The 12920-nt window shown below is 73.9% G+C and carries 15 protein-coding genes; 13 read left to right on the plus strand and 2 right to left on the minus strand.

From position 1 onward, the window contains the following. The first annotated feature begins 2 nt into the window (after positions 1–2). The 5 genes from H505_RS0119190 to proC all read left to right on the plus strand — a co-directional run bounded on the left by H505_RS0119190 (position 3) and on the right by proC (position 4492). A complete protein-coding gene (locus H505_RS0119190) occupies positions 3–734 on the plus strand; it encodes an ABC transporter ATP-binding protein (protein WP_026403273.1) in 732 nt (243 codons plus the stop codon). Next, positions 731–1465, plus strand: a complete 735-nt coding sequence (locus H505_RS0119195; RefSeq protein ID WP_026403274.1) for an ABC transporter permease — start codon at positions 731–733, stop codon at positions 1463–1465. The genes H505_RS0119190 and H505_RS0119195 overlap by 4 nt, the downstream gene beginning before the upstream one ends. Before the next feature lie 99 nt (positions 1466–1564). Beyond that, the gene (locus H505_RS42965; RefSeq protein ID WP_084550504.1) at positions 1565–2719 is read left to right on the plus strand and encodes an LCP family protein; all 1155 of its coding nucleotides are present in this window, start codon (positions 1565–1567) and stop codon (positions 2717–2719) included. A gap of 33 nt (positions 2720–2752) precedes the next feature. After that, on the plus strand, positions 2753–3670 hold the full coding sequence (locus H505_RS0119205; protein ID WP_026403275.1) for a proline dehydrogenase family protein: 918 nt from the start codon (positions 2753–2755) through the stop codon (positions 3668–3670). Between the two features lie 27 nt (positions 3671–3697). Next, positions 3698–4492 carry a pyrroline-5-carboxylate reductase gene (proC, locus tag H505_RS0119210; protein WP_026403276.1) on the plus strand — a complete coding sequence of 265 codons (795 nt, stop codon included), beginning with the start codon at positions 3698–3700 and terminating at the stop codon, positions 4490–4492. Between the two features lie 109 nt (positions 4493–4601). Here the strand turns inward: proC and H505_RS42970 are convergent, their stop codons facing one another. After that, complete coding sequence (locus H505_RS42970) at positions 4602–5000, minus strand: hypothetical protein (RefSeq protein ID WP_051300885.1); 399 nt, start codon at positions 4998–5000, stop codon at positions 4602–4604. Positions 5001–5101: 101 nt separating this feature from the next. Here H505_RS42970 and sigJ point away from each other — a divergent pair, with 101 nt between their 5' ends. Together sigJ and H505_RS0119225 are read left to right on the plus strand one after the other, a co-directional pair. Continuing rightward, positions 5102–5998 carry an RNA polymerase sigma factor SigJ gene (gene sigJ, locus H505_RS0119220; RefSeq protein WP_026403277.1) on the plus strand — a complete coding sequence of 299 codons (897 nt, stop codon included), beginning with the start codon at positions 5102–5104 and terminating at the stop codon, positions 5996–5998. 130 nt (positions 5999–6128) lie between these two features. Then, on the plus strand, positions 6129–6509 hold the full coding sequence (locus tag H505_RS0119225) for a hypothetical protein (RefSeq protein ID WP_169528846.1): 381 nt from the start codon (positions 6129–6131) through the stop codon (positions 6507–6509). Here H505_RS0119225 and H505_RS42975 read toward each other — a convergent pair. Continuing rightward, complete coding sequence (locus tag H505_RS42975) at positions 6506–7462, minus strand: alpha/beta hydrolase (RefSeq protein ID WP_084550508.1); 957 nt, start codon at positions 7460–7462, stop codon at positions 6506–6508. The two genes, H505_RS0119225 and H505_RS42975, sit on opposite strands and share 4 nt — an antisense overlap. A gap of 132 nt (positions 7463–7594) precedes the next feature. Between H505_RS42975 and H505_RS0119235 the strand changes: the two genes are divergently transcribed. The 6 genes from H505_RS0119235 (at position 7595) to H505_RS42985 (ending at position 12885) form a co-directional block, all read left to right on the plus strand. Next, positions 7595–8809, plus strand: a complete 1215-nt coding sequence (locus H505_RS0119235) for an acetoin utilization protein AcuC (protein WP_051300886.1) — start codon at positions 7595–7597, stop codon at positions 8807–8809. Next, positions 8809–9654 carry a phosphatase gene (locus H505_RS0119240; protein ID WP_026403280.1) on the plus strand — a complete coding sequence of 282 codons (846 nt, stop codon included), beginning with the start codon at positions 8809–8811 and terminating at the stop codon, positions 9652–9654. The genes H505_RS0119235 and H505_RS0119240 overlap by 1 nt, the downstream gene beginning before the upstream one ends. Positions 9655–9992: 338 nt before the next feature. Beyond that, positions 9993–10196, plus strand: a complete 204-nt coding sequence (locus H505_RS0119245) for a helix-turn-helix domain-containing protein (RefSeq protein ID WP_026403281.1) — start codon at positions 9993–9995, stop codon at positions 10194–10196. A 412-nt stretch (positions 10197–10608) separates the two neighbouring features. Then, positions 10609–10707: a 30S ribosomal protein bS22 gene (locus H505_RS49060; protein ID WP_018654693.1), complete on the plus strand. Its 99-nt coding sequence runs from the start codon at positions 10609–10611 to the stop codon at positions 10705–10707. A 38-nt stretch (positions 10708–10745) separates the two neighbouring features. Then, on the plus strand, positions 10746–11756 hold the full coding sequence (locus tag H505_RS42980) for an NAD-dependent epimerase/dehydratase family protein (protein ID WP_245592571.1): 1011 nt from the start codon (positions 10746–10748) through the stop codon (positions 11754–11756). A gap of 121 nt (positions 11757–11877) precedes the next feature. Next, entirely contained in the window at positions 11878–12885 is a 1008-nt protein-coding gene (locus tag H505_RS42985) for a lysophospholipid acyltransferase family protein (RefSeq protein ID WP_084550511.1), read from the plus strand. Positions 12886–12920 lie beyond the last annotated feature (35 nt).

A 12920-nucleotide genomic window follows, 5' to 3' on the forward strand; every position in this document is an offset into this window, starting at 1 on the left:
ACATGATGAGTTCTGCTCCGGCGGTGAGCGTCCGCGGCCTCCGGGTGGCGCGCGGCGGACGGGACGTCCTGCACGGGCTCACGTTCGACGTGCCGCCGGGGTCCGTGGTGGGGCTCCTCGGCCCGAGCGGGTGCGGCAAGACGACGCTGCTGCGCGCGCTCGTCGGCGTGCAGATCGTCGCGGGCGGCGAGGTCACCGTGCTCGGCGAGCCCGCCGGGTCGCCCGCGCTGCGGCGCCGCGTCGGGTACGCGACGCAGAGCCCCGCCGTCTACGCGGACCTGACCGTCGCCGAGAACCTCCGCTACTTCGCGTCCGTCCTGCGCGCGCCGCGCTCGGACGCCGACCGCGTCATCGCCGAGGTCGGGCTCGCCGGCAGCCGCGACCAGGTCGCCGCGACGCTGTCCGGCGGGCAGCTCGGCCGCGCCGGCCTCGCCGTCGCGCTGCTCGGCTCCCCCGACCTCCTCGTGCTGGACGAACCGACCGTCGGCCTCGACCCGGTGCTGCGGCAGGAGCTGTGGGAGCTGTTCCGCGGCCTCGCCGACCGGGGCACGACGCTGCTCGTGTCCAGCCACGTGATGGACGAGGCGGGCCGCACCGACCGGCTCCTGCTCATGCGCGAGGGGCGGCTCCTCGCCGACGGCACCCCCGACGGCCTGCGCGCCCGCACCGGCGCCGACGACCTCGAGGCCGCCTTCCTGCACCTGATCGCCGAGACGTCCGGGAGCGCGGCATGAACCTCGCGATCACGCTGGCCACGACCCGCCGCATCCTCGCGCAGCTCCGCCGCGACCGCCGCACGCTGGCGCTGCTCGTCCTCGTGCCGTCCGTCCTGATGGTCCTGCTCCGGTACGTGTTCGACCGTCCCGAGCTGTTCGACCGGGTCGGCCCGATGCTGCTCGGGCTGTTCCCGTTCACGATCATGTTCATCGTGACGAGCGTCGCGACGCTCCGCGAGCGCACGAGCGGGACGCTCGAACGGCTGATGACCATGCCCCTCGGCAAGCTCGACCTGCTGCTCGGCTACGCGCTCGCGTTCGGGCTCGTCGCGCTCGTCCAGGTCGGCGCGGTCCTGGCGGTCTCGCTGACGTGGCTCGGCCTCGACCTCGGCGGCTCCCTCGGCCCGCTCGTCCTCGTCGCCGTGCTGGACGCGCTGCTCGGCATGGCGCTCGGCCTGTTCGCCAGCGCGTTCGCGCGCACCGAGTTCCAGGCCGTCCAGTTCATGCCGGCGTTCGTCCTGCCGCAGGCGCTGCTGTGCGGGCTGATCATGCCGCGCGACCAGATGGCGCCGTGGCTGGAGGCGGTCTCGGCCGTCCTGCCGCTGACGTACGCCGTCGAGGGCATGCAGGAGATCGCCGCGGGGAGCGGCTTCACCGGGACGCTCGCCGCCGACGTCGCCGTCATCGCCGGCTGCACGGTCGTCGCGCTGCTGCTGGGCGCGGTCACCCTGCGCCGCCGCACCGCCTGACCCGTCCGTCCGGCCGTCCGCGCGGCCCGCTCGCCTGAACCGGACACTTGGCCTCAAGTGCCCCTTCTCGCCCGGCGCGGGCTGGTACCTTCTCCCGACATGACACCCCAGGATGTGCCCGGCACCCCGGCCTCCCCGAACCCCGACGGCCCGCCCCCGCGGAACGGGCCGGACGGCGGCGCGGACGGCGGCGGCGCCGCGGAGAACGACGTCTTCTGGGGCTCGGGCGACAACGACGGGACGCCCCGCAAGAAGCGCTGGCCGCGCGTGCTGATCGCCATCGGCGTGTTCGTCGCGCTGATCGTCGCGGGGGCGGGCGGCCTGGTGTGGCAGCGCCAGTCGTCCTACAACGGCAACATCGACCGCATCCAGGGCGTCATGCCGGAGGCGAACCGGCCCGGCCCGAACGTCGCGGGCACCGAGAACTGGCTGCTCGTCGGCTCGGACCGGCGGTCCGACGAGCAGACGACCGGCGCGGGCAACGACGCGTGGAAGCCCGGCGAGCAGCGCACCGACACGATCATGCTCATGCACCTGCCGGCCGACCGCAAGAAGGCGTACCTGATCTCGTTCCCGCGGGACTCCTGGGTGGACGTCCCCGGCTACGGCAAGCAGAAGATCAACGCCGCGTTCTCGTTCGGCGGCCCGAAGCTGCTGATCCAGACGATCGAGGGCCTGACGGGCGTCCGCATCGACCACTACGGCGCGATCGACTTCGCCGGGTTCGAGTCGATGGTGGACGCGCTCGGCGGCGTCACCGTCAACATCAAGAACAGCGTGTACGACCCGGCGCGGAAGGTGAACTGGCAGGCCGGGCCGCAGGAGCTGGACGGCGAGGAGGCGCTCCTGTTCGTCCGGCAGCGGTACAACCTGCCGAACGGCGACTTCGACCGGATGAAGCGGCAGCAGGCCCTGCTGCGGGCCCTCGCCAAGAAGGCCGCCGACAGCGGAACCCTGACGAACCCGCTCAAACTCGACCGGTTCCTGTCCGCGCTCACCAAGTCGATCAGCGTCGACGAGGGCCTGTCCGGCGGCGACCTCCGCTCCCTCGCGCTGAGCCTCCGCAGCGTCCGCGTCTCCGACGTCACCTTCCTGACGACCCCGCACAAGGGCACCGGAATGGTGCAGAAGCAGAGCGTCGTCTTCCTCGACCCGCAGAAGGCGACCGTCCTCTTCGAGTCGGTGAAGACCGCCGAGATGGCCCAGTACGTCCAGCGGTACGGCGGTGGGAACAACCTCGGGACCGTCTCGTAACCTGGTCCTGAGGCCGTCCGAGAGGGGTGCCCTGTGATCCGCCGGGCGTTGCTGGCCGCGTCGCACTCCGGCGGCGCGCGCCGGATCGTCGAGAACGCGCCGTTCGCCCGCGACGTCGCCCGCCGCTTCATCGCCGGCGAGACCGCCGCCGACGCGGCGCGCGTCACCGGGCGGCTCACCGACGAGGGCCTCCTCGTCACCCTCGACGTCCTCGGCGAGGACGTCCACGACAAGGAGCGCGCGGAGGCGAACGTCGGCAAGTACTGCGAGCTCCTCGAACACCTCCGCGACGAAGGGCTCGGCGCGCGCGCGGAGGTCTCGCTGAAGCTCACGGCCGTCGGCCAGGCCCTCGACGAGGAACTCGCCCTCGACAACGCCCGCCGCGTCTGCGAGGCCGCCGCCACCGCCGGGACGACCGTCACCCTCGACATGGAGGAGCCCGAGACGGTCGACGCCGCCCTCCGGGCCGTCCACGAACTCCGGCGCGACCACCCCGCCGTCGGCGCGGTCGTCCAGGCGTACCTGCGGCGCGCCGAGGAGTACTGCGCCGACCTCGCCTACGAGGGCTCCCGCGTGCGCCTGTGCAAGGGCGCGTACGCCGCGCCCGAGTCGATCGCCTTCATCGAGAAGGACGAGATCGACAAGTCGTTCGTCCGGTGCATGAAGATCCTCATGGCCGGCAAGGGCTACCCGATGCTCGCCACCCACGACCCCCGCCTCATCGAGATCGCCGAGGCCCTCACCCTCCTGCACGCCCGCGACGCCGGCACCTTCGAGTACCAGATGCTGTACGGCGTCCGCCCGCAGGAGCAGCGGCGCCTCGCCGCCGAGGGCGCCCAGGTCCGCGTGTACGTCGCGTACGGCCGCGACTGGTACGCGTACTTCATGCGGCGCCTCGCCGAGCGGCCCGCCAACCTGCGCCTCGCCCTGCGCTCCCCGGCCCGGCGATAGGGTGGACCGGCGTCGAAAGGTGAGCCGATGATCGCGATTCTGGGTGCCGGGAAGATGGGCGAGGCCCTGCTCTCGGGAGTGCTGCGGGCCGGGCGCCGCCCGTCCGACCTGGTGGCGACCGCGCGCCGCGAGGAGCGCGCCGCGCTGCTCCGCGAGCGGTACGGCATCGAGATCGTGTCGAACGCGCAGGCCGCCGCGAAGGCCGACACGCTCGTCCTCGCCGTCAAGCCCCAGGACATGGGCGCCCTGCTCGCCGAGATCGGCCCGCACGTCCCGCCCGGCCGCCTCGTCATCTCGATGGCCGCGGGCATCACGGCGTCCTTCATCGAGGAGCGCCTCCCCGAGGGCACCCCGGTCGTCCGCGTCATGTCGAACACGCCCGTCCACGTGGACGAGGCGATGAGCGTCGTGTCCGCCGGCGCGCACGCCGACGAGACGCACCTCCACATGGCCGAGGAGCTGCTCACCCCGGTCGGCAAGGTGCTCCGCATCCCCGAATCCCTCCAGGACGGCGCGACGGCCCTCTCGGGCAGCGGGCCCGCGTACTTCTACTACCTCGTCGAAGCGATGGTCGACGCCGGCATCCTGCTCGGCATGCCCCGCGCCGCCGCCCTCGAGATGGTGATCCAGTCGGCCGTCGGCGCCGCCGTCATGCTCCGCGACTCCGGCGAGCACCCCGTCCTGCTCCGCGAGGGCGTCACCTCCCCCGGCGGCACCACGATCGCCGCCATCCGCGAGCTCGAACGCCACGGCGTCCGCGCGGCCGTCCTCGAGGCGATCGAGGCCGCCCGCAACCGGGGCCGCGAACTCGCGAGCGGCTGACCCCGCGTCGACCGGGGACCCGCCCGGCGGCGCCGAGCGCCCCGGCCGAGTCCCGTGCGCCGCCGGAGAGGAAGCCGGTGCCGTCCAGCGCCCGGACGTCGAGGAGGCGTCAGCCGACTCGTCCCGGGGCGTCCGTCCCGGTGCTCCGGGGCCGGGCCAGCGCCAGGACGGACAGGCCGAACATCAGGACGCCCAGAGGAACGTGGACCGACGGCACGTGCGCGATCCCGAGCGCGACCTGGAGCGATGCGAGGGCCAGGAAGCCGGAGGCGTGCCCGACGGGCCGGAGCGGGCCGCCGCCCGGCTTCCACGCCAGCGCCGCCGCGAGCACGTACAGCATCGACGCCCCGTACATCACGCGGGCCCCGGCGCTGTGGAGCGTCTCCCCGTAGGACGAGGTGAGCAGCAGCCCGGCGGAGACCGCCTGGACGAAGATGGTCAGGGTCTGGAAGGCGAGCGCGATCTCCAGCAACGAGGTGCGGCGCCGTGCCGTCGCCCGGGGTGCCATGGCGAGGTCTCCTCACCTGCCCGGAGGCAGTAGATCGATAAGGTCTCACCAACCCGACGAAACGGGCTCGCGAAAGGTAAGGCGAGGGGGCGCGGCGAAGGATGGAGGCGGCCGGGGCGGGCGCCGGTGACGTCGCGGGTGAGCGGGGCCGGCTGGTCAACGTCGCCTACCGGCTGCTCGGTTCGCTGTCCGAGGCCGAGGACGCCGTGCAGGAGGCGTACACGCGCTGGTACGCGCTGCCGCGGAGCCGGCGGGACGGGATCGTGTCGCCCGGCGCCTGGCTGACGACGGTGACCGCCCGCCGCTGCCTGGACGTGCTGGGCTCGGCGCGGGTCCGGCGCGAACGCTATGTCGGCGCCTGGCTGCCCGATCCGCTGCCCGATCACGCCGAGCGGGGCCGGGGCGCCGCCACCGACCCCGCCGACCAGATGGTCCTGGACGAATCGGTGACCATGGCGTTCCTCGTCGTCCTGGAGACGATGACGCCCGCCGAGCGGGCGGCGTTCGTCCTGCACGACGTCTTCCGCTACTCCTTCGCCGAGATCGCGGGCATCCTCGGCCGGACGCCCGCGGCGTGCAAGCAGCTCGCGGCCTCCGCCCGGCGGCGGGTGCGCGACGCGCCGCCGCCGGCGCCGGTGGCCGCGCAGGCCGACACGGTGCGCCGGGTCAAGGCGGCGTGGGAGAGCAAGGACATCGCGGCCCTCGTGGACCTCCTCGACCCGGCCGCCGTGATGACCGCCGACGGCGGCGGAGCGGCCCGCACCGCGCTGCGCCCGATCGAGGGCGGCGCGGACATCGCCCGGTACATGGTCGCCATCGCCGAGAAGGCGCCGGGGCTGGAACTGCTGGAGCGGTCGGTCAACGGCATGCCGGGCCTGGTGGCGCGGCAGGCCGGTTCGGTCACCACCGTGGCCGCGTTCGACATCGCCGGCGGCCGCGTCACCCGCATCTGGACCGTCCGCAACCCGGAGAAGCTGCGCCCGTGGTCCCGGAGTTAGCCGCCATCGGCGGCTCTGACCTCGGCCGTCACGGAACGCGCGCGGAAAGTTCAATTTTGTACCGGGATGGTTGAGCCGGGGGACGGGCTCGTCCGTGTACGGGGGTATGGGACTCGTTATCCGTTTGGTCGTGGCCGCCGGGCTGGTGGTCGACGCGGTCGTGCACTGGCTGTACGCGCCGGACATGGCCTACCTGCAAGGGGGGTCGATCTCCGGGGAGCTGCTGTTCCAGGTGCAGGCGGCCGTGGCGGCGGTGGCCGCGGTGGTCGTGCTGGTGTACGGGAACCGGTGGGCCTACGCGCTGGCGTTCGCGGTGGCGGGCAGCGCGGTGGGGGCGCTGCTGCTCTACCACTACGTGGACGTGGGCGCGCTCGGTCCGCTGCCGAACATGTACGACCCGATGTGGTACACGGAGAAGTGGCTCAGCCTCGTGGGCGAGGGAATCGCGGCGGTCGCCGCGGTCGCCGGGTTCGCGCAGGCCGTGCGGGAGCGGGAGCCCGAGCCGGTCTAGGCGGCCGCCTCGGCGCGGCCGGGCGCGGTGACCTCCGTGATGAACCGGGCCGTGTCGCGCATGGCGGCGCTCGCCTCCGGCAGGACGCGGTTCAGCATCTGGAAGACGTGCATCTGGCCGTTCCACACCTGGAGTTCGCAGTCGGCGCCCGCGGCGGTGAGGGCGTCGGCGAGGGCCTCGGCCTCGGGGCGCAGCACCTCGGCGCCGCCCACCTGGATCAGGACGGGCGGCGTGTCCGTCCACGCGCAGGTGAGGAGCGCGACGCGGGGGTCGTCGAAGCCGTCCGGGCCGACGACGAGCCGGGCGACGCGGCGGGCGGAGCGCGCGCTGATGTAGGGGTCGCGGGCCTCGGCCTTCGCGGAGAGCTCGCAGGTCAGGTCGACCCACGGGGAGAAGAGGACGAGCCCCGCGGGGGACGGCAGGCCGGTGCGGCAGATCTCGCCGGTGAGGGCCGCCGCGAGGTGCCCGCCGGCCGAGTCGCCCGCGAGGACGATGCCGGACGGCGGGACGCCGCGGGCCAGCAGCCACCGGTAGGCGGCCACGGCGTCCTCGAGCGGCGCGGGGAACGGGTGCTCGGGCGCGAGGCGGTAGCGGGGGACGAGCACCGGGAGGTTCGTGTCGAGGGTGAGCCGCGCGGTGATCGACCGGTGCGTCCGGGGCGAGCAGAGGACGTAGCCGCCGCCGTGCAGGTAGAGGACCGCGCCGGGCGCGGCCTCGGCGTCGCGGGCGACGACCCATTCACCGGTGACGGGCGGCTCGCCGGACTCGACGCCCGGGTCGTGGAGGGGGTGGACGCGGACGCGCTGGCTGTGGCGGAGCAGGAGGGACGCGGCGTCGACGGTGGAGCGGGCGGTGCGGATGCCGCCGGCGTGGCCGGGGATGCGGTCCCTGACCGGCTGGAGGCCGAGGCGGAGCGCGTTGCTGATCACACGGCTGCGTACGCTCGGGTCCATCGTTCCTCCAGTGTTCCTTTGCGGTCCGGTAGATATATGCCCAAATCCGGCCCGTTGTCCACGTCACACGTTGGAAACGGAGTCGGATTCGGTGTGAGCCACGCCATAGGCGCGCCGCGATAGCGTGAGCTCATGAGCAGTTCCGCCCCTCCGTCGCCCGACGCCCCAGGTCCGTGCGGGCTCGAGATCCTCTGGGACGAGCGGCTCACCTCCTACGATTTCGGTCCCGGGCACCCCATGAACCCCGTGCGGGTCGAGCTGACGATGCGGCTCGCGCGCGAGCTGGGCGTCCTCGACCGTCCGAACGTGCGGGTCGCCGCGCCGAAGCCCGCGGACGACGCGCTGCTGCGGCTGGTGCACGAGGAGTCGTACATCGCGTCCGTCCGGCATTCGGGCGCGACCGGGCTGCCGGAGCCGCGGCACGGGCTCGGCACCGACGACAACCCGGTGTTCCTCGGGATGCACGACGCGTCCGCGCTGGTGACGGGCGCGTCGGTGGCGGCGGCCGAGGCGGTGTGGACCGGACGGGCCGAGCACGCGGCGAACATCGCGGGCGGGCTGCACCACGCGCTGCGGGGCGCGGCCAGCGGGTTCTGCGTCTACAACGACCCGGCGGTCGCCATCGCGTGGCTGCTGGAGCAGGGCGCCGAGCGGGTCGCGTACGTCGACGTGGACGTGCACCACGGCGACGGCGTGCAGATCGCGTTCGCCGACGATCCGCGCGTCCTGACGATCAGCCTGCACGAGTCGCCGCGCACGCTGTTCCCCGGCACGGGGTTCCCGAACGAGACGGGCGCCGCGGGCACCGCGGTGAACGTGGCGCTGCCGCCCGGCACGGGGGACGCGCAGTGGCTGCGGGCCTTCGACGCGGTCGTCCCGCCGCTGCTGCGCCGGTTCCGGCCGCAGGTGCTGGTCACGCAGCACGGCGCCGACGCGCACACGCTCGACCCGCTGGCGCACCTGACGCTGAGCGTGGACGGCCAGCGCGCCGCGGCGGCCGCGCTGCACCGGCTCGCGCACGAGACGGCGGACGGCCGCTGGATCGCGACCGGCGGCGGCGGATACGAGCTGGTGCAGGTGGTGCCGCGCACCTGGACGCATCTGCTCGCGGAGGCCGCGGGCGGGCCGATCCCGCCGGAGACGGAGACGCCGGACGACTGGCGCGCGTTCGTCCGGCTGCGGACCGAGGAGATCGCCCCGCGCCGGATGACGGACGGGACCGACGTGGTGGAGGTGCACAGGTGGGGGAACGGCTACGACCCGGCGAATCCGGTGGATCAGGCGATCCTCGCGACGCGGCGGGCGGTCTTCCCGGAGCACGGACTCGATCCGATGACGGACGAGTGATGGACACGCCCGCGCGCGCGGACCTGCGCAAGCACCTGGTCCGGACGATGATCGCCGGGGACGTCGCGACGCCGCGCCAGAACAACCTGCTGCACTACCGGCGGATGGCGGCCGGGCACCCGTACTACCAGTTCGGCCTGCGGTTCGAGTCGTCGTGGACCGAGCGGTCGGTGCTGGAGATGATGGTCGAGCGCTGCGGCGTCAACCCCGACTCCCGGCACATGTACGGGGACGACACCATCGACCCGGACATCACCCTGGACACCCTGGAGGCGATGGGCGAGCGCATCGGGCTGGCGGCGCGGCGGAAGGAGACCGTGGTGGTCGCCACCGGGCACCCGGCCACGCTCACGCCCCTCTACCAGGCCGTCGCGCGCGCTCTGCTGGACGCCGGGTGCGCGGTGCTGACGCCCGCGCGCGGGTGGACGTACGAGATCGACACCGACTACGGCGGCGCGGACCTGCGGCGCCTGGTGTACGCCGAGCCGGGCGTGGCGATGCTGGAGAGCGAGGAGGGCCGCACCCAGCACACGCACGACCCGCACCCGATGGAGGCGATGCTCCGCGAACTCGCCGCCGGTAGCGGGTCCGGCGGAGCCGGGGACGCTAAACCGGAATTGTGGCCGGATCTGGCCATCGCCGACCACGGGTGGGCCGGAGCGGCCGGACAGGCCGGCATCGACACCGTCGGGTTCGCGGACTGTAACGACCCGGCGCTGTTCGCCGGCGCCGCCGAGGGCAAGGTCGACGTGGTCGTCCCGCTCGACGACGGCGTGAACCCGCACCATTACGCCCCTTTGACCGCCTACATCCTGGGGCACGCGGGGCTGAACGCCGCCGACTGAGCCCTCCCGTCCCGGGGGTTCCCCGCGCCCGTTCGTCACGATGCGTCACCGTGGCGGGCGGGCGTGACGCATGCGCTCGTCCGGGACGGTCCGTGGCGCCTGAGACGCAGGTCGGCCGGGGGTTTCGCTTCACATCGGACGGTCGCGCCGCGCGGCACGTCCGGGCCGGCCGCGGCCCGCGTATCAGCACTGTGGCGCTCGGGCAAGGTCCGGAGACGGAAATGCGTGGAATCCCCTCTTGCGACGCGCGATACGCGATTTACGCTGGAGGAAGTACACGTGCGTGATCAAAGTCACCCGAAGGGCCGGTGCGCGGCACGTGTGGAAGAGGGCGTCCGATGAGTTCAGGCGAGCGACCTCTGAGTGAGGTCAGGTTCCTGACGGTGGCCGAAGTGGCGGCGGTGATGCGGGTGTCCAAGATGACCGTCTACCGCCTCGTCCACTCGGGCGAGCTGCCCGCGATCCGCGTGGGCCGTTCGTTCCGTGTCCCCGAGCAGGCCGTGCACGACTACCTGCGCGAAGCGTACATCGAGGCCGGATGACGGGGCGGCGGCCCGCCGGGCTCCGCGCCCGGGGCGGCCGCCGGGCCGGCACCCGGCCGCACGACGGGGATTGAAGGACGGGACCCGCCGGCGGCGCGGCCGCCGGAGACGGGAGGACACCGGACGGGACGGGCGCGCGCGCCCGCCCCGCGGAAACAGCGGCGTCCGGTGCCGTGCCGAGCGCGGTGCCGGACACCCGCACCGGACGGGCGCGCCGGACGGCCGCCGCGTCCGCGCCGCCCCGCGGGCGCCTCTCCGCGGGCGCCTCCCGCCATGCCGACGCATGATCCGCGCCGGTACGGCGGTACTCTTGACCACTGGACCGTGCGCGCACCACCGAGTGAGCCGACGAGCGACCTCGCCCGCGGCACGTCCGGACCGCACATCACCCGATACGCCGGAGCGAGGTCTCGTGGGCTCTGTCATCAAGAAGCGCCGTAAGCGGATGGCGAAGAAGAAGCACCGCAAGCTGCTGAAGAAGACGCGCATCCAGCGCCGCAACAAGAAGTGAGCGCACCGGCCGCCCGGCCGTAGGGGATGGGGCCCACAGTGTCGTCCACGCCCGCGGCCCGTGTCGTCCTCGTCACGGGCGTGTCCCGTTTCCTGGGGGCGCGGGTCGCGCACGCGCTGCAGGCCGACCCGGGCATCGAGCGGGTGATCGGGGCGGACACGGTCCCGCCCGCGGCGCCGCTCGGCCGCACCGAGTTCGTCCGCGTGGACATCCGGACGCCCGGCATCGCGAAGCTGATCGCGTCCGCCGGGGTCGACACGGTGGTGCACCTCAACCTGGTGACGTCCCCGTCCGTGCCGCGGACGAAGGTGAAGGAACTCAACGTCATCGGCACGATGCAGCTCCTCGCGGCGTGCCAGCGCTCGCCGGACGCGCGCAAGCTCGTCGTGCGGTCCTCGGCGGCCGTGTACGGCTCCTCGCCGAAGGACCCGGCGGTCTTCACCGAGCTGGACCAGCCCGTCGAGGCCCCCTCCTCGGGGTACGCCAAGGACGCGGTCGAGGTCGAGGGCTACGTGCGGGGCCTCATGCGCCGCCGCTCCGACCTGACCGTGTCCGTGCTGCGCTTCGCGAACTTCGTCGGCCCCGGCGTCGACTCCCCGTTCACCCGGTACCTGTCGCTGCCGGTCGTCCCGACGGTGCTCGGGTTCGATCCGCGGCTCCAGTTCGTCCACGAGGACGACGGCGTCGAGGTGCTGCGCCGCATGACCGTCGAGGACCACCCCGGCTGCTTCAACGTCGCCGGGGACGGCGTGCTGCTGCTCTCCCAGGCCGTGCGCCGCGCCGGGCGGCCGTCCGTCCCGGTCCCGGCCCCGTCGCTCTCGGCGGCCGGCGGCATGGGCCGCCGGTTCGCCGGCATGTCCGGCTTCTCTCCCGAACTGCTGCGCTGGCTCACCTACGGGCGGGTGATCGACACGTCGGCGCTGGCGCGCGCGCTGGCCTGGCGTCCCAAGTACGGCACCGAGGCCGCCTTCGCCGACTTCACCGCCGCGGGCGGGCACGGCCGCGGCCCCCTCGGCCGGCTGGCCGCCGTCCTGGGCCCCCGCCGCTGAGCGCGCCGCCCCGGGGAGGGCGTCGCGCCGCCGGGCGCGGGCATGCTTGGGTGGAGCCAGGGCATGAGCGCTGTTGTCACCGGGGGTGTGGGGGATCGCTCCCCCACGGAAGGGACGCACCATGAACGCCCACCACGAGGCAGACGAGGGCGCCCGGATCATCCCGCTCGCCGCGGCCCGCGACCGGGACGGCGGCGGGGACGCGGGCCGCGGCCCCGGGCCCGCGGCCCGGCGGGAGGGCCCGCCCGCGAACGGCGGCGGGGACGGGACGTCCGGCGGGCCGCGGTCCCTCGAACGCTCCATCGAGCGCCGCGTCGCGGCCGGCCTGGAGTTCCTCGGCCGCCGCCTCACCGGCGACTACGAGGTCGACGAGTTCGGCTTCGACCCCGAGTTCAACGGCCGGGTGCTGCTGCCGGCCGCCCGCGCGCTGTACGAGCACTGGTTCCGGGTCGAGCTGGCCGGCGTCGGGAACGTCCCGTCGGACGGCGGCGCGCTCGTCGTCGCGAACCACTCGGGCACGCTGCCCCTGGACGGCCTGATGCTGACGGTCGCGCTGCACGACCACGCGGGCCGGGACGTGCGGCTGCTCGGCGCCGACCTGATCTACCAGGTGCCGGTCCTCGGGCACCTGTCCCGCAAGGCGGGGCACACGCTCGCGTGCCAGGCGGACGCCGCGCGGCTCCTCGGCAAGGGCGAGCTCGTGGGGGTGTTCCCCGAGGGGTACAAGGGCGTCGGGAAGCCGTTCGCGGACCGCTACAAGCTGCAGCGCTTCGGCCGCGGCGGGTTCGTCGGCACGGCGCTGCGCGCGGGCGTCCCGATCGTCCCGTGCGCGATCGTCGGCGCCGAGGAGATCTACCCGAAGCTCGCCGACCTGCGCCCGCTGGCCCGGCTGCTCGGGCTGCCGTACTTCCCGGTGACGCCGACGTTCCCGCTGCTCGGGCCCGCGGGCCTCCTGCCGCTGCCGTCCAAGTGGCTGATCGCCTTCGGGGAGCCGATGTACCTCGACGACTACGACGCCGACGACGCGGACGACCCGATGACGGTCTTCGAGATCACCGACCACGTGCGGGAGAACGTCCAGCAGATGCTGCACGAGACCCGCCTGCGCCGCGGCCCCGCGTTCTTCTGACGCCTCGGCCGCCGAGGGGGGCGGGCCCGCGGAAG

Origin of the sequence: Actinomadura rifamycini DSM 43936 (assembly GCF_000425065.1) — a bacterium.
GTDB lineage: Bacteria > Actinomycetota > Actinomycetes > Streptosporangiales > Streptosporangiaceae > Spirillospora > Spirillospora rifamycini.

Bases quoted from the DNA above. Each gene is read 5' to 3' on its own strand.
- H505_RS0119190 (WP_026403273.1), top strand. From the start codon at position 3: ATGATGAGTTCTGCTCCGGCGGTGAGCGTCCGCGGCCTCCGGGTGGCG.
- H505_RS0119195 (WP_026403274.1), top strand. From the start codon at position 731: ATGAACCTCGCGATCACGCTGGCCACGACCCGCCGCATCCTCGCGCAG.
- H505_RS42965 (WP_084550504.1), top strand. From the start codon at position 1,565: ATGACACCCCAGGATGTGCCCGGCACCCCGGCCTCCCCGAACCCCGAC.
- proC (WP_026403276.1), top strand. From the start codon at position 3,698: ATGATCGCGATTCTGGGTGCCGGGAAGATGGGCGAGGCCCTGCTCTCG.
- H505_RS42970 (WP_051300885.1), bottom strand. From the start codon at position 5,000: ATGGCACCCCGGGCGACGGCACGGCGCCGCACCTCGTTGCTGGAGATC.
- sigJ (WP_026403277.1), top strand. From the start codon at position 5,102: ATGGAGGCGGCCGGGGCGGGCGCCGGTGACGTCGCGGGTGAGCGGGGC.
- H505_RS42975 (WP_084550508.1), bottom strand. From the start codon at position 7,462: ATGGACCCGAGCGTACGCAGCCGTGTGATCAGCAACGCGCTCCGCCTC.
- H505_RS0119235 (WP_051300886.1), top strand. From the start codon at position 7,595: ATGAGCAGTTCCGCCCCTCCGTCGCCCGACGCCCCAGGTCCGTGCGGG.
- H505_RS0119240 (WP_026403280.1), top strand. From the start codon at position 8,809: ATGGACACGCCCGCGCGCGCGGACCTGCGCAAGCACCTGGTCCGGACG.
- H505_RS0119245 (WP_026403281.1), top strand. From the start codon at position 9,993: ATGAGTTCAGGCGAGCGACCTCTGAGTGAGGTCAGGTTCCTGACGGTG.
- H505_RS42985 (WP_084550511.1), top strand. From the start codon at position 11,878: ATGAACGCCCACCACGAGGCAGACGAGGGCGCCCGGATCATCCCGCTC.